At 60.5% G+C, this 19,303-nt stretch carries 14 protein-coding genes; 9 read left to right on the top strand and 5 right to left on the bottom strand.

Translation table 11 applies throughout. The features are described from left to right. Window positions 1–2 precede the first annotated feature (2 nt). Together PQU94_RS08775 and PQU94_RS08770 are read right to left on the bottom strand one after the other, a co-directional pair. Window positions 3–1,175 (bottom strand): FAD-binding domain-containing protein, encoded by a 1,173-nt coding sequence (locus PQU94_RS08775; RefSeq protein ID WP_272741085.1) that lies wholly within the window; start codon window positions 1,173–1,175, stop codon window positions 3–5. After that, complete coding sequence (locus PQU94_RS08770) at window positions 1,165–2,109, bottom strand: NAD(P)/FAD-dependent oxidoreductase (RefSeq protein WP_272741084.1); 945 nt, start codon at window positions 2,107–2,109, stop codon at window positions 1,165–1,167. The genes PQU94_RS08775 and PQU94_RS08770 overlap by 11 nt, the downstream gene beginning before the upstream one ends. A 194-nt stretch (window positions 2,110–2,303) precedes the next feature. On the opposite strand from PQU94_RS08770, the gene PQU94_RS08765 reads away from it, so the two are divergent. From PQU94_RS08765 to PQU94_RS08755, 3 genes are all read left to right on the top strand, one after another. Then, window positions 2,304–3,335 carry a PAS domain-containing protein gene (locus PQU94_RS08765; protein ID WP_272741083.1) on the top strand — a complete coding sequence of 344 codons (1,032 nt, stop codon included), beginning with the start codon at window positions 2,304–2,306 and terminating at the stop codon, window positions 3,333–3,335. Window positions 3,336–3,647: 312 nt separating this feature from the next. Further along, window positions 3,648–5,348: a methyl-accepting chemotaxis protein gene (locus tag PQU94_RS08760; RefSeq protein WP_272741082.1), complete on the top strand. Its 1,701-nt coding sequence runs from the start codon at window positions 3,648–3,650 to the stop codon at window positions 5,346–5,348. Further along, the gene (locus PQU94_RS08755; protein WP_272741081.1) at window positions 5,345–5,671 is read left to right on the top strand and encodes a hypothetical protein; all 327 of its coding nucleotides are present in this window, start codon (window positions 5,345–5,347) and stop codon (window positions 5,669–5,671) included. The genes PQU94_RS08760 and PQU94_RS08755 overlap by 4 nt, the downstream gene beginning before the upstream one ends. Before the next feature lie 74 nt (window positions 5,672–5,745). On the opposite strand, the gene PQU94_RS08750 is transcribed toward PQU94_RS08755, so the two are convergent. Next, window positions 5,746–7,164 (bottom strand): alkaline phosphatase, encoded by a 1,419-nt coding sequence (locus PQU94_RS08750; protein WP_272741080.1) that lies wholly within the window; start codon window positions 7,162–7,164, stop codon window positions 5,746–5,748. 505 nt (window positions 7,165–7,669) lie between these two features. On the opposite strand from PQU94_RS08750, the gene PQU94_RS08745 reads away from it, so the two are divergent. The 6 genes from PQU94_RS08745 (at window position 7,670) to PQU94_RS08720 (ending at window position 16,890) form a co-directional block, all read left to right on the top strand. Continuing rightward, window positions 7,670–9,376, top strand: coding sequence for a methyl-accepting chemotaxis protein (locus tag PQU94_RS08745; RefSeq protein WP_272741079.1), 1,707 nt, complete (start codon window positions 7,670–7,672; stop codon window positions 9,374–9,376). A 523-nt stretch (window positions 9,377–9,899) separates the two neighbouring features. Then, window positions 9,900–10,322: a Ros/MucR family transcriptional regulator gene (locus PQU94_RS08740; RefSeq protein WP_272741078.1), complete on the top strand. Its 423-nt coding sequence runs from the start codon at window positions 9,900–9,902 to the stop codon at window positions 10,320–10,322. Window positions 10,323–10,548: 226 nt separating this feature from the next. Then, window positions 10,549–11,913, top strand: coding sequence for a TolC family protein (locus tag PQU94_RS08735; protein WP_272741077.1), 1,365 nt, complete (start codon window positions 10,549–10,551; stop codon window positions 11,911–11,913). Further along, entirely contained in the window at window positions 11,910–12,824 is a 915-nt protein-coding gene (locus tag PQU94_RS08730) for an efflux RND transporter periplasmic adaptor subunit (RefSeq protein WP_272741076.1), read from the top strand. Before PQU94_RS08735 ends, PQU94_RS08730 begins: the two co-directional genes overlap by 4 nt. A gap of 1 nt (window position 12,825) precedes the next feature. After that, window positions 12,826–15,906, top strand: coding sequence for an efflux RND transporter permease subunit (locus tag PQU94_RS08725; RefSeq protein ID WP_272741075.1), 3,081 nt, complete (start codon window positions 12,826–12,828; stop codon window positions 15,904–15,906). A 279-nt stretch (window positions 15,907–16,185) separates the two neighbouring features. Then, window positions 16,186–16,890, top strand: coding sequence for a LuxR family transcriptional regulator (locus PQU94_RS08720; RefSeq protein WP_272741074.1), 705 nt, complete (start codon window positions 16,186–16,188; stop codon window positions 16,888–16,890). Window positions 16,891–17,287: 397 nt separating this feature from the next. Here PQU94_RS08720 and PQU94_RS08715 read toward each other — a convergent pair whose 3' ends face one another. Both PQU94_RS08715 and PQU94_RS08710 read right to left on the bottom strand, forming a co-directional pair. Next, window positions 17,288–17,602 (bottom strand): hypothetical protein, encoded by a 315-nt coding sequence (locus PQU94_RS08715; RefSeq protein ID WP_272741073.1) that lies wholly within the window; start codon window positions 17,600–17,602, stop codon window positions 17,288–17,290. Between the two features lie 11 nt (window positions 17,603–17,613). Beyond that, a complete protein-coding gene (locus PQU94_RS08710) occupies window positions 17,614–19,293 on the bottom strand; it encodes a methyl-accepting chemotaxis protein (protein WP_272741072.1) in 1,680 nt (559 codons plus the stop codon). Window positions 19,294–19,303 lie beyond the last annotated feature (10 nt).

The following is a 19,303-nucleotide window of genomic DNA, read 5'->3' as shown; positions in this document are numbered from 1 at the left end:
ACCTAGGGTCTGTCCCAAAACCCGCCGGGGTCCGTCAGCGCCATAAGGTGGGCGATGACGGGACGGTAGGCGAAAAAGCCTTTAGCGGCGGCGGGCCACGCCACCGCGTCCCATTGACGGGTGCGTTCATAAAGGGGGATCGGCCCTTCGTTGTCGCGCAGCAGGGCGTCTAATCCGGTCCGCGTCCGGCCAAGCGGCAGGCGGCTGGTGAGCAGGCTGCGGGTTCCAAACGCCGTCAGGGCGTCTTCCAGTTCGGTGCGCGAGGTAAATGGGCGGACCTCGGTCCCGATTTGACGGGCGACGGTCTGTGCGGCCGCAGCGGTGGCGGCGGCAGCCGAAGCCTTTCCTGTCACGAAGGCGGCCACCCCGACGATGGAGAGGTTATCCAGACGAAATCCGTCGGCGCCCAGGTCTTCGGGCGTTACCATCAGGACGCACGGCCAGCGCGGGGCGGGCACGGGGACAGGGAGGGCCGCCACAGGCGCGGGCGGCTCCGGGGCGACCGGGGCCGCGTGTCGCGCCAGTCCGGTCGGACGAAAACGCCCGGCGGAACAGGTGGCTATGGCTTCGGTTGAGGCGAGATAGACCTTGCCCGGTGTGTGCAACCCGGCCACCCAGCGCCATGACAGGGTATTGGCCGCTTCGTCACCGTCGAGGAGGTGCTCTAGGAAAAAGGCCGCGCCCAACTGCCACGGCAGGCGCAGTGTATGCATCCAGATGCTGGCAAACGACATGCGCGCGTGATTGTGCAGATAGCCGGTCGTAATCAGCTCAGAGGCCCAGACGTCGAAGGCGTCAATGCCGGTGCGCCCTTCGACGGCGGCCTGATAGTCGCCTGTGGCGCGCACGCTCTCGGCCTCATCGCTGATCAGATAGGCGACATAGCGCGTCCACAGAGCCGGACGCATCTCCAGATAGCCGCGCCAATAGGCCCGCCAGCACACTTCGTCGATAAATTTGGTCGCCGCCGCGCCATGGGCCTGCTCTGCGGCGCGCGCCAGTTCCCACTCCCCGATCAAGCGGTGGCGCACAAAGGGCGACAGGCGCGACACGTGCCCCGCTTCCTGTGGCCCGGGGTCGACATTGCGGTCGCGGGCATAGGCGCTTCCGGCGCGCGGCAAGAAGGCGCTCAGCCGCGCAAGCCCCTCAGCGCGGGTCGGGGTTTCAGGCGGCAAGGACGGCCTCCGCCAGTTCCAGACCGGACAGCCACGCCGCCTCAACGCGCGGGCCTTTCAGCCAGTCGCCGCACACGCCCAATCCCATTGCCGCGTCGTAAAGCCTGCCCTCTACACCGTCGCCCGTCCGCGCATAGCGCCATAGATGTGCTTTAAGCAGGAGCGGTTCGGGCAGGGGGTGGTTCAGAAGCGCCTGCCACGCGGCAAACATGGGCGCGGCCGCGTCTTCGCGGCTGAGGTCGATATAGGCGGCGGTCCAGTCGGGCGTCGCCTGCAATACCCAAGCGCTTGCAGCCGAACGTCCCGGTTTGGCGGCATTGCTGGCGATCCATGCCAGTACCGGCCCGGCGGCGCGCGTCACCGGCGGCAGACCGGGCGGGTCTGAGGCGAAAGACACCATCGTCGTCCAGCAGGGCTGGGAGAGATGCTGGCGGGCCGTCTGCGCAAAGCCGGGCACCCACGGTGTCAGCAGGTGCGCCGCCTGTTCGGCAGGGATGGCGATAAGGACCTGAGCATAGGGGCCGAAGGTACCGGTTTCGGCGCTGAGGTGCCAGTCGCCGGGCGCGCCGGTGATGGCGTCGATACGTACGCCAAAGCGCACACCGAAGGCCTCACACAGATGCGCCAGAGGCGAACACATCATGGGCGTCCCCACCCACGCCTCAGCGCCTGCCGCTGGCCAGCGGGCGGCCAGCCCCTGCTGCGCCCACCGATCGACCTCAGAGACGAAGTGGGGATCGCGGACGGTGAAATACTGTGCGCCGTGGTCGAAGTGGCGGTTCTCTCCGTTCAGAGTTTCGCGGCGGGTGGACATGCGCCCGCCGGGGCCGCGCCCTTTGTCGAACAGCTCCACTTCAAGGCCCGCCTGCCGAAGCCGCTGCGCCGCCGACAGACCGCTGATTCCGGCCCCGATGATTGCGATACGATGTGACATGGATCGCTTACGCTCAGGCAGCAGCGACGGATCAGAAAATGCAATTGACGCTAGGGAAGCCTCGCGGGACGACGTTATATTTTATACGCTTGCCTCAGCCTATGCCGCCCGTATATTCCAAGATTCCGATTTCAAGGAAATGTCCACCAGAGAGATGACCTTGAGGAAATGCCAAAAAACGTCGGGCCGCTCAAATGCCAATTCTGTCCTCAAGTCATATCCTGTCCTTGATCGAAGAGACGTTCAGCATTGCCTGGATCGGGTTTCCTTTTGATGGGGGTGACTGGACCGGTTCCCACTCTCTCGACTACTTCATCGGTTTTGACGCGGCGAGCGGGCCTCTACGACCGCGATTTTTCGATGCGGTCCACCCCGATGACCGGGCGGATTTACATTTTGACCTGCATTTGCTGACCAAGCGCACAGTCCCGCCCCCCCGTACCGTGCGACTCTTGATCGCGGGCCGGTCCGAGCGACATGTTCAAATCGAGTTCCGTCGTGTCCCCGGACCGTCTTTCGAGACGCTGAACCTGCTCCTGCTGAAGGACGTGTCTCAGGAGGTTCACAATATCCAGCGACTGACACAGTACGACCGTCGTCTGGAACAGGCGATGCGCACCTGGCAGATCAAAGGCCTGTGGTGGGCCGACAAAACCTATCGTCTGGTGGATTATGTCGGACGTGACGAACTGGTCTTTGACCGCGACCTTCTGGGCATGAACTATCTGGAGCTCGTCCCCAGGGAGGAACGGGCCCCCCTTTTGCAGGAATTCATGACCATAGCCCATGCGGAGGCGCCTTTTAGCCTGCCGGTGCGCATAGTGGGTGCCGATGGCTTGACACGCACCTATCAGATCAGAGGCGCGCCCTATATCGAAGAGGGTCGTTTTGTCGGCTGGTCTGGCTATGTCAGCGCCGCGCCGCTGACCGTGATGGCCCAATCGGCCGGTCGCACAAAAAGCAGATTCATCGCCCGTCTCAGCGCCGGCCTGCTTCGCGCCGGTTGCGCCGCTCTGGGCTGGAGCTACGGCGAGCTGGCCAGCCGGGCGCAACTCTCGACTTCCACCGTCAATCGCATCCTGACCACCTCCGGTCCCCTGACCGACGCCTTCCGACTCTCCAGCCTCGTGGCTATCCTGGAGGCCATGGAATCCGCGGGTGTGACCTATGCCACAGATGCTCAGGGCCGTCTGACCCTGAGTGTGAGTTGTGTGAACGAGCCTTAATGTAAAACCCTGACGCTTTCAGCGTTTAGAAAAGCCGCTATTGAGTGTATTTAGCGCAAAGTTTGGCCGAAACGGCCTGAAATGAATGTAAAACTATCAATTTCTGTCGCAACTGTGCCGTTCTGTCGCATTCCGACACATATTTTTATTTACCGACATATTTAACCTTTTACCGGTGCGAACCCGCCCTGTCCCGAACGCTTAGGACCGGAAAGAGCGCGCACCGGCAGAGGAGGGTGTCTCCGAAGCCGATACCAACCCGAAACGTCATAGGGGCGTTTTGTTCGTATTACCAGTTATCGGGGGCTAAAAATGCAAAACTTGCGTATCGGTACAAAATTGCTGATCCTCATCGTCATGATGGGATTAATAACCGTCGTTATCTCGGCGTTCGGAATATCGAGAATTAACTTCCTCAATGAAAATCTGGGTACGGTAGATAAGGTGAATTCTGCGGCAACGCTGGGTGCCCGCATGAACCAGAACGCCATAATACTCAACCGAGGTGAGTATCGCGTTGCGGCCGATCCCTCCCTACAGACCATACAGGCGGCGTCTGAAATCGCCGACAACAATCGCCAGCAGTTCGCGGAACGCCTGAAAAAGGCCTATGAGACCGCCGATGACGAGGAAAAGCGTCAACTCGACAATATTCAGGCGGAATACACCGAATACATGCGGGGCCTTGATAAAACCTATGAAATGGCCCGCTCTGTCAGCAGCCATGTGAACCTGTCCGAAGCCCAGCGCACGATCAACGGGCAGGTCGCTGAAAACCGAAAGCGTGCCGACACCTTACAAGCGGCCGTCAAGGCCTATGTGGATCGTATTGATGCGCGCGGCTCCAAAACGGCCGAAACCGCAAAGGCGCAAGGCAGTCAGGCCGCTATGGTCATGATCATTGTCGCGGCTCTGGGCGTGATCTCAGGCCTCGCGGCGGGTCTTTTGATGTCCCACTTCGGTATTTCGGTGCCGCTCAACCGCTCGGTTGAAGAGTTGCGCAAACTGGCCAATGGTCAGCTTGAAACGGAGATCAGCGGTGCAAACCGCGGTGATGAATGCGGTGATATTGCCAAGGGTCTGGTTATTTTCCGCGACAATGCGGTGCGCACCCGTGAACTGGAAGCGGACGCTGCCGCACAGAAGCTGCGTACCGAACAGGAGCGCAAGCAGATCATGCTGGGGCTGGCTGATGATTTCGAAAAGTCGGTCGGCGGCATCGTCACTCTGGTGTCTTCTGCGGCCACCGAAATGCAGGCGGCGGCTTCGCAACTGAGCGCCACGGCGCAGGAGGCTTCCGCGCAGTCGGTCGCCGTTTCCGCCGCCGCCGAAGAGGCTGGGGCCAATGTCACCTCTGTGGCGGCCTCTACGGAGGAGCTGGGGGCCTCGGTCGGTGAGATCGGCCGTCAGGTCGAAACCTCGGCGACGGTCGCTGCGACAGCGGTTCGCGAAGCCGAAGAAGCGCAGATCGTGGTCAGCGAACTCAATGAAACCGCCACCTCCATCGGTGGCGTGGTCGATCTGATCGCGGGTCTCGCCAGCCAGACCAACCTTCTGGCGCTCAACGCCACCATCGAGTCGGCACGCGCCGGTGAAGCGGGTAAGGGCTTTGCCGTCGTCGCCGCTGAGGTCAAGGCGCTGGCTTCGCAAACCGCCAGAGCCACGACCGACATCTCTGAAAAGGTGGCCAAGATTCAGGAGGCCACCGAGCGCGCGGCGACAACCATGCGCAATATTGCGGGCACGATCCAGAGCCTGAACCATTCCAGCACGGCTATCGCCTCGGCGGTCGAGCAGCAAAGCGCGGCGACGCAGGAGATTATTCAGGCGGTCAATCAGGCCTCGGTCGGCACTCAGGAGGTGACCTCCAACATCACCGGTGTGGCGCAGGCCGCCGAACAAACCGGGGAAGCCGCCGTGCAGGTGCAAAACTCCTCCGCCGAACTCGCGGTTCAGGCTGAACGTCTGCACCACGAGATGGACAAGTTCCTAGCGACGGTGCGTGTGTCATGAGGAAGCCGCGCACCCAAAAGTCTAAGACTTCGCACGATGAGTCGCAGTCACGCATTGTCTATCTCGATGATGTGCCCTCCTTACCGCCCGAAGCCCAGGCCACGCTGGAACAGCTCGTTTCAGATATGTCGAGGCAATTGTCAGGCGTTTATGATCAGTGCCGAGATATGAAGGAGCGACACGGGGTGAGCAGTGAGGCGGAACTCCTGACCATCAGCCACGCCCTGGCGCAGTTCCGGGAGGGCTTTCGCGGTCTGCTGCTGCGCAGTCTGAACGCTGAGGGCGCAGACCCGCACCCGGCGCAACCGGATCGTCCGGTCTGAACCCACAGTGACGCGTAAGAGCGGAATGACGGTCGATGACATCGTCAGTCCGCTCAGTGGGTTTGTGCTCCGGTTTAACGCCGGGAGGCCGCGTAGCGCATCACTTCATACAGGAAGGTCGATTCCACCGTCCCGGTCAGAAGGTGCGCAAAGGGACCGGAAGCATAGACGGGCACGTCCTCGCCGGCGTGCTGGGCGCTCGACATGGGCGTTAAGGCGGGCTGATGGAAGTCGGGCGATAGTGCCTCGTCTTCCGTCAGCGGCGGGCTGCCCGCCGGGCGCGCGCCTGGGCCGGTGGCATAGCTGAGGCTCAGACGCGGCTGGCCGGTCCTGTCCGGCTCATTGACGCCATTCTTGCGCGCCAGCCCCAGAATGGGCTCGTTGCGCGTCGATCCGGCATTGAGCGTCAGGCCGTGACTATGGTCGGCGGTGACGATAATCAGGGTGTCAGCGGCGTCGGTCATGGCGAGGGCCGCCTTCACCGCCTTGTCCAGCTCATCGACGTCGGTCAGGGCGCGATAGGCGTTGTTTTCGTGGTGCCATTTGTCGATCGAAGCGGACTCGACCAGCAGGAAGAAGCCGTCCTTATTCTGTGACAGGACCGAGATGGCGGTACGGGTCATCTCTTCGAGAGTGGGCGTTGGCCCCTGATCCTTGTGATCGACGACCGAAGGCAGGTCGCCATCGGCAAACAGGCCGAGCAAAGTCTTCGTGGTTTTGGCATCCACCGCGTTCAGCCCCGCCTTGTCGCTGACGAGTACCGCGCCCGGCAGGCTGCGCCAGTCGGCCGTGAGGTCGCGGTCCTGACGCTTGCCGCCCTGCGCCTTTGTCACAAACCGCGCGCGGTCACCGCCGAGTGCCACATCAAGGCGCATGGCCTTCGGCGCTTCGATCATCTGGCGGGCGAGGTCGATACACCCGGCCTCTTTCGCCGCGGCGGGCAGTTCGGCGTCTGAGCGCCAGCCGCGCGACGGCACGTGTCCATAGGCCCCGGCCGGTGTGGCGTCGGTCAAGCCGGCCGTCGTGACGATACCCGTGGCCTTGCCCTGCGCTTTCAGGGTTTCGGCAATGGTCGGGATGCGGCCCTTCAGAGACGAGGCGCAGTCATCGCTTCTGACGGTCGCATCGACGCCGATGGCGGCATTGATCGTCTTGACCCCTGTGGTGATGGCCGAAATCCCGTTGGCGGAGTCGGTGACGAACTTGTCGGCCGAATAGGTCTTCGACAGGCCCGTATAGGGCAGGCCCTCAAAGGTCAGGCGATAGGAGGCCCCGTCAACGCCGCGCGTCTGACCGGCCAGTATCCGCCCGGCTGTGACCGAGTTGATGCCCATACCATCCCCGATGAAGAGGATGATATTGCGCGCCTTTTTCGTATTCGGCGTCCGCGCCAGGGCGGCGCGCAATTCGGGCGACAGAGGGGCCGGGGCCTCGGCCATAGCCGGGGCAACGCACAGAACGGACAGGGACAGACAAACGAGCAGGGACTTCATAGACGATCCTGAAAACGGAGGCACGGAGGGTCGCAGCACATGGCCGCCGCGAAGGGCAGCCGCCACTGTTGTGTCGATATGACTATTCTCCGGTCTTGTGGTGGTGTTACGGCTCAAGCCTTCACCTCGATACGCGAGGCGCCGATTTATAATATAATGTTGGGGCCTGTCTATCTTTGGACCTGATCGCGCCGATTTTTCAGTCCGCGCATATCATTGACCCAAAGACGTTGCAGATCACGGGTCCTAGGCAGACTGAGCCGGCAAGGTACCCACAGCGTTTTCGCCTTCACTCGGGAAGTCGCAACCGCACGCGGAGCGCCCGCTCGACGGCGGTTCGTGGCCCGTCCCCCCCCCCTGACGGGCCCTGGCCTGGACGGCACACGGGTCCTGCCCTCAGTCGAGACAAGTTCAATGGGCGGGTTGTGCGGGGCGAAAATACACGCCTTGTTAACCGATTGCCAAGTAGCTTCGCGTAACGTCACTTTTTCAAAAAAGAGGCCACATGTTACAGCGTAGACTCACCTTATTTGCCGCCGCTACCCTGACGCTTCTTCTGGCTTTTGCCTTGGTCATGGCGTTTAATTTGTTGGGTCAGCTTAAGGTGGCGAGTTCGACCCGACGTGACGTCGAGATCTTCGAGGCCGTCGCGGACTTAAGGGTGGGGGTGCGAAAAATTCAGTATGACGTCGTTCAGGTGCAGCAGTTCCTGACCGATTATTCGGTGACGCGCGGCTGGAACGGTCTCGATGACGGTCCGGCACAGGCGGATAAAGCCGCAAGAGACTTCGATATTCAGGTTGAGAGCGCAAAGACGCTTGCTCACAGGCTGGGCCTGACCTCGGTCGTCTCCAAGCTTGACAAATTGCGCGCCACTTTTCCGGACTATTATGCGACCGGCCGCACTATGTCGCAAGCCTATGCGGCTCAGGGGACGCAAGCCGGTAACGCGATGATGGGGCGCTTTGATGCCGCCGCAAACCGCCTTCTCGACGCGCAGGAGGAGGTTTTGCAGGCTGTGGGCACGGCCGGTGAGCGAACCAAGGGTGAAACCATCAGGGCGGCTGAGAAGGCGCAGGACATGGCCAAATCCACGCTCTTTCTGACAGGCCTGAGTAGTGTGGTCCTCATTATTGCCTTCATCGGCATGGCGATCTTTGTTGCGCGCGCGGTGTTAAAGCCCCTGAGCCGAATAACGGGATATTTGCAGAGCGAGACGACCGTGCGAAGCGGCGATTCCGTTCCCGGCCTCGGTCGCCGTGATGAGATCGGGGCCATCGCTACGGCGATTTCCGCAGCTGAACGTCAAAACCTTGCCTTTGAAGCGGAAAAGAAGGCTCAAGAGCAGCGTCTTGCGCAGGAACGCCGAACCGCAGCGCACAAGCTGGCGGAGGCGTTTGAGCGTAAGGTTGGGAACATCATCGAGCATGTTTCGGCGGCAGCGACAGAGTTGCAGGCTTCTGCGCAGCAGTTGACAGCGACCGCTCAGGAAACCTCCGCCCAGTCTTTGGCGGTCAGTTCGGCCGCACAGCAAGCCGGCGAGAGTCTCACGTCTGTTGCCAGCTCGGCCGAGGAACTCGGGGCGTCGGTTGAAGAGATTGCACGGCAGGTCGATACGTCGGCGGAAATCACCCGCCAGGCCGTTGGCGAGGCGAAGAGAGCGGCCGATGTGGTAACCGAGCTTAATCGTGTCGCCGCCAGCATCAATGAGATCGTCGATTTCATTTCCGGGCTGGCGAGCCAGACTAATCTTCTTGCTCTCAATGCGACGATTGAGTCTGCACGGGCGGGCGAAGCGGGCAAAGGCTTTGCAGTTGTGGCCTCGGAAGTCAAACAACTGGCCGCGCGCACCTCATCGGCAACGATGGAGGTCAATGCCAAGATCGCCCAGATTCAGGTGGTCAGCCGCGATGCGGTGAACGTCATTGAAGGGATTAGCCGCACGATCGGACATGTTGACGAAGCCGGGACCGCAATCGCCACCGCCGTTGACCAGCAAGGGGCGGCAACGCGAGAAATTGTTGTGGCGATGAACCAGGCCTATGCAGGGGCCACCGAGGTGTCTTCCAATATATCCGGTGTGGCCACCGCCGCCGAGCATACGGGAGATGCCGCGGCGCAACTCTCCTTGTCCTCGAGCGATCTGGCGGAGCAGGCCGCACTTTTGCACGAAGAAATGCAATCATTTCTGGCGAGCGTCAGGGCGGCCTAGTGCCAAGGGTCCGTTCTGGCGAAGGCCAGAGGCCCCTCTGCCTTGAGGGCAGCCGTCGCTTAGCGGTAACCTTTAGTGGGTGAGCGACCTCCACGTCACGGCGCGTCCGAGATCGACCTAAGGGTCCTGAGGCGTGACCCTTTTTTTTGCGCGAAGCGCTGTGCCGCTTATCGGTACGCAGAATAGATCGGGCGTTTCCCTCCCTTCGTTCAGGGTGCGCATATGTCGGGATACGCGGGTATTCTTTGTCATTTTCGCGCCGTGAACTTTAAGGGTCAGCGAGGCAAAAACCGGAATATATGGATATAGGGTGGTGAGACGTGTGTAGAAAATTTAGTTGTAAGACATCAGGCTTGACCGGTTCGAGTTCGCGCGGATGAAACCGTGTGCGCATATTCTTTCGATTTTATATTACTTTACATTTGATCTTCGTATGATTTCATTTAAATGTAATGTTTTATGTTTTTAAAAGTATTCTCATTTTTACGAAAGCGAATATGAAAAAAATTCACAAATCACTGAAATGGTTGTTGAAATCGTTTCGGCTTATGTTGGGCACAACCAAGTTCCGTCTACGGAGGTCCCGCAGCTGATTCAAAGCGTCCATACGGCACTCACAGGGCTGTCAGCCCCTTCAACGCCTAAGGTCGTGGCTCAGGCACCTGCCGTGTCGGTTAAGAAATCGGTGACCCCTGACTACCTCATTTGCCTTGAAGATGGGCGCCGCTTCAAGTCCTTGAAGCGTCACCTTTCCACCCATTATAATCTCTCCCCGGACGAGTACCGGGCAAAATGGAACATGCCTGAGGACTACCCTATGGTCGCGCCGAGTTATGCGGCCGCGCGGTCTCAACTGGCAAAGGCAAACGGGCTCGGACAGAGCGCGCGAAATAAGCCCAAAGCCCGCACGCGCGGCGCATCGGGCAAGCTGCGTGTAAAGTACTAACTGGGCGGCGATCGATTTGCAGGACTGAGCGCTTTTTGGATTCGCAGAACACGTCTGCTTGAAACATCTGTTCGCCAAGACACCCAACGCGTGGCTAAGCAAAGCCGTCCAGGTTTGTGGGGTGGGGGCATACTTAGCCCTCTCGTTAACTATGGAGTTACGTGCGCACCTTTATCATGGGGTGGTTACGTTTGGCCGCAATGCATGGGCGAAAAGGACCTGAAGGATGAGAGGCTCTCTGATCTCACGCTCCGTCCTGATCGCGACAAGCACATTCGGAATTGTCTCTTGCGCTCAATACACGGCCCGTCCAATCGACGTCGGCGCATTTAAATCGCCTTCGGTGCAGACGCCGGCGCTTTACGGCGGCTCGGGATCGTTCGAAGCGTTGTTTCAGCAGGTTGCCAGGTATCACCCGGCCGTGCGTTCGGCGCAGGAGGCCTATCGCGCAGCGCAGTCTGACGCCCGTATCGCCGGTCAGTATCCTCCTGTCGGGTTCACCCTGACAACCGAATATTCCCGACAGGCCGATGCGGCCCGACCCTGGATGCTGGGCGCGGCCTTTGATCTGCCTGTCGATGCCGGTGAGCGCCGCACCACCCGGACCCACGAAGCGGCGCTTAATCTGCGCCTCGCGCGATATGACCTGTCAGACGCGGTATTTACGCTGCGCAGCCAACTGGCGAGTGCGCTGACCACTTTGCAGGCCACTCAGCATCTCAGTGCCTTATGTGACGAAGGCCAGACACTCAGACTGCGCACGCTTGATCAGGCCTTAGCGCGAGTGCGAATGGGGGAAGAGGACTCATCCGCTGAAACAGCGGCCCGGCTCGACCTCACCGGCACCCGCAGTGCCTGCCGGGAGATAGAGACCCGTGAGGCGGCGGCGCAGGCAGACCTTGCGGCGCTTCTCGGCGTCTCGATTTCGGACCTCACGACCCTTCGGTTCCCCGCCTATCCCTCCGGCCTTGATCTTCCAGGTGGGGATCTTCTGAACCGTCGCCGGACGACATCGCTCTATACGCGCGCCGATATCTTCAAGGCGATCTCAGACTATGACCGCAGCGAGAACGCCCTTCGCCTCGCCATCGCCTCGCAATATCCGCAAGTGCGGATCGGCCCCGGCTATATCTGGGAGCGCGGTCTCGCAAAATTTCCGTTGACCGTCAGTCTTGTCCTGCCACCAGCGGACCTGAACCGCGAGGCTATTCGCGCAGCCGAGGCCAGACGCGCCGCTGCCGGCACGTCTCTTGAAGCCGTCGTGGCGACGCACTACGCCGCTGAGCAGAAGGCCCGTTCTGACTTTGAGGCTGCCCTTGTCCTCGTGCAGCAAATCGAACGCCAAGACCTGCCGATAACAGCCTCTCAGTTCAAACGTGCGCAGGACCTTGAGCGTCTGGGGGAGGGTACACGGGCGGACCTTCTGGCGGCTCAGACGGCGCAGAACTCAGCGCAGATGCGTTACGAAGAGGCGAGGCTTGCGGCAGGACTGGCCCGTGTTCAGCTGGAGGCCGTCTGGCGGCAGCCGGTCAGCGACGAAGAGATGCAGTCTCTCAAAACGCTCATGCAATCCCTGGAGGTATCGCCGTGAACGTGCGCCTTGCGGTCGTGGCCGCCTGTGTTTTTCTTGCTCTCCCGCTAACCGCCGGGGCGCAGGCGCCGGTGAAGTTGAGTTCGGCGCTGCAAAAGCGTCTTGGGGTGCAGACCGCACCGCTTCAGGCGGGCACGGCGAGTGCCGACCTGAAAGGCTTTGCCAAAGGGCTTGATCCTTCGCCTCTGGTGGCGCTCCTGAACGACCTCGAGGCTGCCAAAGCGACGGCGCGCCTTTCACAGACCGAGGCTGATCGCACCAAAGCCTTGCAGGCGCTAGACAATACCGTCTCCCGGAAGGTGGCTGACGCTGCGGCCTTGCAGGCTCTACTCGATAACCGAAAGGTGAGGGCCTTTCAGCAACGTCTGGCGCTGGAATGGGGCCCTGCCTTTCCCCGCATGGGAAACGCAGGCCTTGACCAACTGAGCCGCGATCTGGTCAGCGGGGAGGTAGCCTTACTTCGCATAGATAGCCCTTCGGGTAAAAACCTTTTGGGTTTGAAGACGCTTACGCTGGACTTGCCCGGGACGGGTAAGGTTCTGGCGACGGTCATTGGGCCCGCCCGCACAGCCGATCCGCTGATGAGGTCTGGCGGTCTTTTGGCGAAGGTGAGCGGTCCACAGGCGAAATACCTGACGCCGGATCTGACCCTGCCGGCCACGCTCCCCGTGCAGGGCGGGGGGCAAGGCGTATGGATTCCTGCGTCTGCCCTGCTGCGGGCCGAAGGTCGGGTGTGGGTCTATGTTACACGCGACAATGAGACCTTTATCCGCAGGCCTCTGGCCAACAGCGTCTATACGCCTCAGGGCGTGATGGTCCGTTCCGGATTTTCGGTTGGCGAGCGCGTAGTGACGGTGGGGTCGGCGGCCCTCTACACCGCTGAAAATCCGGTGGGGGGAGCGGACAAGTAGGATGCTAAACGCGATCGTCAGGGCCTGCCTGCGCTACCCTCGCTTGGTGGTTCTGACTGCCGTGGCCTTCTTTATCTATGGTGCCTTATTTCTGACGCGGGCCCCCTACGATGTCTTTCCCGACTTTGTGCCGGCGCAGGCCGAAGTTCAGACCGAAGCGCCGGGCCTTTCGGCGGAGCAGGTCGAACAACTGATCACCCGTCCGGTTGAACAGGCCATTAATGGCGCGGCCGGGGTTGAGACCGTCCGTTCCAAAAGTCAGCAGGGACTGAGCGTCGTCACTGTCGTCTTTAAGTCAGGGATCGACCCCTACCGGTCGCGCCAGATCGTGTCCGAGAGCCTGAGCGAGGCGGCGGACACCCTGCCGCTCAGCGCCCGGACCCCGCGTGTGGCACCCCTGACCTCATCGACCATGGATTTGTTGAAGGTTGGGTTCACATCTGAGCGCCTGTCACCGGCGGATTTGCGCGATTGGGTGCAATGGCGACTGAGGCCGCGCCTGATGTCGGTTCCCGGCGTGGCGCGTGCGACCGTTTATGGCGGCGTCGTGCGTCGCTTCGAGGTGCAAGTGCGGCCGGACGACCTTCAGACGCGCGGCCTGGGGTTGAATGAGGTCGTAACCGCCGTGCAGGGTTCGACGGCCATGATCGGGGGCGGTTTTATTGATACCGCCGAACAGCGCATCCTGATCGAGCCGAGGGCCCAGGCGACCACCCCGGCAGAGATCAGTGAGGTCGTCGTGCGCCAGGCGAACGGCGTCGTCGTGCACCTGTCCGATGTGGCCGATGTGGTCGAAGCGGCGGCCCCAGACGTGGGGGATGCCGTTATTATGGGCAAGCCTGGCGTTCTGATCAGCCTGTCGAGCCAGTATGGCGCCAATACGCTGGCCACGACGCGCGCTGTGGAAGCCGCTTTGGCAGAAATCAGGCCGTCTCTTGGCGCACTGGGGATCACCCTTCACGAAAATCTTCACCGGCCGGCCAACTTTATCGAAACCGCGCTGCGCGGCATTACTGAAGACCTCCTGATCGGAGCGCTGTTGATCGCGGTGGTTCTGTTTGTCTTCATGGGCAACGCGCGCACCGTCCTTATCTCCTTCGTTACCATTCCGCTGTCCTTGCTGCTGACCCTTCTCGTACTGGATCGACTGGGACTGAGCATCAACACCATGACTGTGGGGGGACTCGCGGTTGCCCTAGGCGTCGTGGTAGATGATGCGGTGATCGACGTCGAAAACATTATGCGGCGTCTGCGCGTTGCGCCGGCGTCTGAGGCGCGCGCACAAACGGTTCTCAGGGCTGTGCTCGAGGTTCGTGGTCCGGTAATCTACGCCACACTGGTCATCGTGCTCGTACTTGCGCCGGTCCTTCTGATGGAGGGTCTGCAAGGTGCGTTTTTTGTGCCGCTGGCCGCCGCCTTCTGTCTGGCCACCCTGATTTCCCTGGGCGTATCCATGACGCTGACCCCGGCGCTCAGCTATCTGGCGCTGCGGAGCGCCCGTGTTCCCACGGAACCTAAGTTTTTGGAGCGGCTGAAGGACTGGCATACGCGCCGGCTCTCAGCCACCTACACGGCACCAAAGATTTTACTCAGCTTGTGCGCTGTGGTTACCCTTGTCGCGGTGGTCGGGCTGAGCTTTTTCAGCCACTCTCTTTTGCCCGCGTTCAGGGAAGGCCATTACGTCCTGCAAATCGCAGCGCGTCCGGGTACGTCGCTTGCAACCCTTCGGCGCTACGGTGAGGCGATATCGCGCGATCTTCTGGCCATACCTGGCGTGGCGAGCGTCGAGCAGCAAATAGGCCGCGCCGAAGGCGGGGAGGACACGTGGGGCACCGAAGCCGCCGAGTTTCATGTGGAGTTACGCCCGCATCTATCTAGCGGGGCGCAGGACGAGATACAGGCAAAGGTTCACACCGTGCTCGACAGCTATCCCGGGCTGCAATCCGAAGTCCTGACTTTTCTGGGCGATCGTATCGGCGAATCCCTCAGCGGTGAAACGGCGGCACTGGCGGTCAATATTTACGGTGCCGACCATGCGACACTCGACCGCGTTGCCGATGAGGTGGCGGCGCGCATGGAAAAGGTGCCGGGGGCCACAGATGTGACGCGCTCAACGCCGCCGCAAACGCCGTCGGTTCGTATCGACGTGGATATGGCGGCTGCCGCGGCTAACGGCCTGACACCGCAGGAGATTGGGCTGGCGGTTCAGACTGCCTATCAGGGTAATCGGGCGGCACAAATTTTTGAGACGGAGCGGGCCGTCGATATCGCCGTCACCTTGCCGATCGAGCAGCGCGATAGCCCTGAAACGGTGGGCGAGCTGTTGTTGCGCGGCACAGGCGGCACGCTGGTGCATCTCTCCGATGTGGCACGGGTCTATCCGTCGCAAGCCCGCACCTCGATCAGCCATATCGGTGGCCGTCTTGTGCAGACAGTTACCGCCAATCCGACGCCTTCTGAGGCCGCGCGGGTCACGTCGGCCGTTAAGACCGAACTGGCCAAAATGGCCTTACCCAAGGGTGTTTATCTCGAATATCAGGGCGTGTCCGCCGCCGCTGATGCGGCCCGATGGGCGCTTTTGTCTCTATGCGGGTTGGCCTTCGCCGGTATTGTCGCGCTTTTGCTCCTGGCTTTCAAGGACGGGCGCGCTGTCGCACTGGTTTTGGGCTCTGTACCGGTGGCTTTGGCCGGGGGCGTCGCGGCTGTGGCGCTGACCGGAGCGACGTTGTCCTTGGGGTCGCTGGTCGGATTTATAACCCTTTTTGGGGTGGCGGCGCGCAATGCCATCCTCCTGATAGCCCATACGGATCACCTCACCCAGACTGAGGAACAGCCTTGGTCTACAGCCGTCGTGACCCGAGCGACGCGCGAAAAGGTAACGCCCATCCTGATGACCGCGCTGGTAACTGCTCTGGGGCTTTTACCGCTGGCTGTGCAAAGCGGACAGGCCGGTCGCGAAATCCAGGGGCCTATGGCGCTGGTCATTCTGGGCGGGCTCATCACCTCCACCCTGATGAGCCTGTTCGTCATGCCGTCTCTTATCTGGGCGTTTCGCCAAAAACGACCATCTATGTTAGTCTAGCCTTGCGCTGGCTCGCCGCTTGCCCAACCCCTTTCGCTCAACCTGAAACGCAAGCCCGCAAGAGCGGCTTGAGGGCCCACCCGTTTGCCCCCAGTGGGATTTGACAAGGTAGAGCGCGGTTCTTCAAAGAATAAATTAAAAGCGTTTGGGTGAGAGCGTTTTCCGATAGCAGCGCGTTGCAATTGAGAACGGAATCGCTAAACTCTTTGCCCGTCTTTTGTCTTCCTACGGGTTGATGCCGCATTGCCGAATTCAAACTCAACGCGATGGAACGACCTTTTGGGTCAGGCTGAGAGGGTTACACAAGCGATCGACTTTGGTCGGGCAAACGCTAAGTCTCCAAAGATTGAAACCCTACGCTCGATCGTTCCTTTTGATAAGTTTATCCTGTCCGGCATCCCCTACTTTGGTCCAGAGATTGGGTCGAAGGTTGTGCTCGCCACCGACCTCGCCGAGGCGTTGATCTACCGACTTGCCTCCGAACACTTAGTGCTTGGCGACCCTCTCGCCAAGCACTCGACAAGGCAGGCACCTTGGGTGAGCGCCCTAGATAGAGGTCAGGAAGAGCCCGCCAGCTTGGCGTCCGCGCGCCTTGAAAGCTTGGAGCAGCCATTCGGATTACCGCGTCGGAACTTCGTCGGTTTTTTTCAAGGCGAAGGACTCTACGGCGGCGCGACCGTTTATCGGGCGAAGCCCTTCGAAACCCAAGAGGCGTTTATACTTACGATGGCGTTCCGCGTTATTCACACAGAGCTATCACAGCGCTTTCTGCAAACCATGAACCAGTTCCTCGGCCTTACTGAGCCCGAGCTAACTTGCCTGAAGCTGTTTTCAATTGGGAAAAATCTGGCGGAGGTCGAGAGTTCAACGGGTTATACGCGACGCGCTATATATGCCCATGGGCAGTCTGCCGCCCGAAAGATGGGGTTAAGGGACCAGACTCACTGCGTCGCCCAGGCGCTTCGCCGAGAGATGTTTTCGTAAGCCGCTCATCAGATCTCATATCGCCGGTGTTAATTCTCGCGGCGAAATGTGAAGCCAGTTCGTGGATTACGCGGCGTGACCTTCGAGTCATATTCGTGTTGGGGCTTTTGAGTTTGAAGCCAAGTTCAGCCTCCTATTGAACCGAGTTTAGCGCCCCGGTGTCATCCGGTGGAGACGTATCCAAATGCGGCCCGTCCTTGCGCCGTCCCGTCGTGCCGACACTGAGGCTGCCATCGGGGAGGGGGCGTAGCAGCGCCAAAACCTCGTTCCATGAGCCCGTCATCCAAGGATCGCGCTGGCCGTCGTCTTCAGAATAACGGGCATTGCCTTGTCATGAACCGCGCCCACCTCGGCGCAATGGGCGAACCGGTGTATGACATTGTTGCTGCCCCCCTGTTCAGGCTGTGGTTTGCCCCAGGCTGTCGAGCATGGCCATCAGTTCGATAAGCTTACGGGCGTAGTCGGTCAGATGGCGAGTCTCCTCGAAAATCTGATCGCGTAGACCTTCGTCACACTGGGTGGCTAATGCTTCCAGTCGGGCGATTTCTGGCAGGAGCTGACCGAGCGCGCCGTTCATCATCTCAAAGTGGTCGCGAAGAAAGGCCTCCAGACAATCGAATGGAATCCCTTTCAGTTTGTCTTCGACATCTGGCTGGGACCAGAATGTGGGATGGAAATAAACGGACGCCATACCGGGATTGGAGAGGGGCATCGTCATCCCCCTCAGGCCGCGCGGACACTGATCAGGAAGGTTTCCATTTCGTGATGCAGCCGTTCTGATTGTTGAGCCAGCTCGCTGGAAGAGGCGAGCACCTGCGACGCCGCGGCCCCTGTCTGCTCCGTGCCCTCGGCAACGCCAATGATGTTGGCTGTCACCTCCTGGGCTCCCAGAGAGGCCTGCGCGACCGCCTTAACGATCTCGCTGGTGGCGGCCGACTGTTGTTCGACGGCGCAGGCAATGGCCGAGTTTGTCGAATTAATGGTCCGTATCGTCTCAGCGACGCCCTGAAAAGTTTGGGCGGCCCGCTCGGTCGCCGCCTGTATCTGCGCGATCTTCTCAGAGATCTCCGTTGTCGCGCGGGTGGTCTGACCGGCGAGCGCCTTGACCTCAGAGGCCACAACCGCAAAACCCCTGCCGGCTTCGCCTGCACGTGCCGATTCAATCGTGGCGTTGAGCGCCAAAAGGTTGGTCTGGCCAGCGAGGCCGGCGATCAGGTCGACGACACCACCAATCGAATCGGCCATCGTGTTGAGCTCAGAAATCACAGAACCGGCCCTGTCCGCCTCTTCTACCGCCTTTTGCGAGATTGCTGCAGACGTTGAGACCTGACGACCAATTTCTCCGACGGAGGCCCCGAGTTCTTCGGCCGCCGACGCGACGGATGTTACGTTGGTTCCCGCCTCTTCCGCAGCTGCGGACACAGCGGTTGACTGGTGCGACGTCTCGGTTGCGGTGGCGGTGAGTTGCGTTGCCGCTGCCTGCATTTCGGTTGCAGCCGATGATACCATGGAGACGATCACGCCGACTGACCGCTCAAAATCGTCGGCCAGTTTCAGCATGGCCTCTTTACGCACTTCTTCAGCTCTGACACGCAACGTCTCTGTCTCTTCGCGAAGCCGTTTCGCCTCCCCCAAGACATCGCGGAAAACGAGGAGCGTCCGGGCGATCAGGCCGATTTCATTTGACTCCTTTGTATGGAGCACTTCCGTTGCGAGGTCGCCGTCTGATATTTTTTGCATTGAGTTTGTAAGGGAGGCGAGCGGAGAGGTCACCTTGGTGATGATCACCCATCCCGCGATCAGGACGAGGACGAGCCCTGCAGCTATTGCGCCAAGCATGACTGTACGTGCCTGGTCGAAAGTCGCCTGGGACTCTCTGCGGCTCTTATCGGCCCCTTCTCGATTCAATGTGATGAGCTTGGCCAGTGTGTCTGAGAGCCCATCGAAATCCTGTTTCATCTCGCCGCGAAAAAGCTCAGATGCCGCCCCGTTCTCGTTCTTGCGAGACAATGCGAACAGCGCGTCGTGAAGTTTAAGATATTGGCCGAGCTGCGCTTTGAAGTGCGCGTAAAGCCCTTGCTCTTCCGCTGAAGAGATCAGCTTTTCATATCTGGCTTCGTTCAAGGTGAGCGTTTGAACGACCGTTTCGAAATTGGTTTCGGCCCTTGCCAGCTCCTCAGGCGAGGTTGAAAGGATGTGTGATCCTTCGGCGATGCGAAGATCTGAGGTGTTCGTGTTGATGGCATTGACAACGTCGACAGACGGCAGCCAGTTGTTTGCCAGCTCACGGGTATCGTGGTTTGTTTCACCCAGTTCGCGGATGCCAATAAAGCCTTCACCAATGACGGCGATGGCAAGCAGGCCTATCAGACCCAGAAGCATGTTTTTAAGGGAAAGCGACATGGTCGAGTGC

The organism is Asticcacaulis currens (assembly GCF_028550395.1).
Classification (GTDB): Bacteria; Pseudomonadota; Alphaproteobacteria; order Caulobacterales; family Caulobacteraceae; genus Asticcacaulis; species Asticcacaulis currens.
Note: the sequence above shows the minus strand (reverse complement) of the source record. Positions and strands in the feature narration are given on the sequence as shown.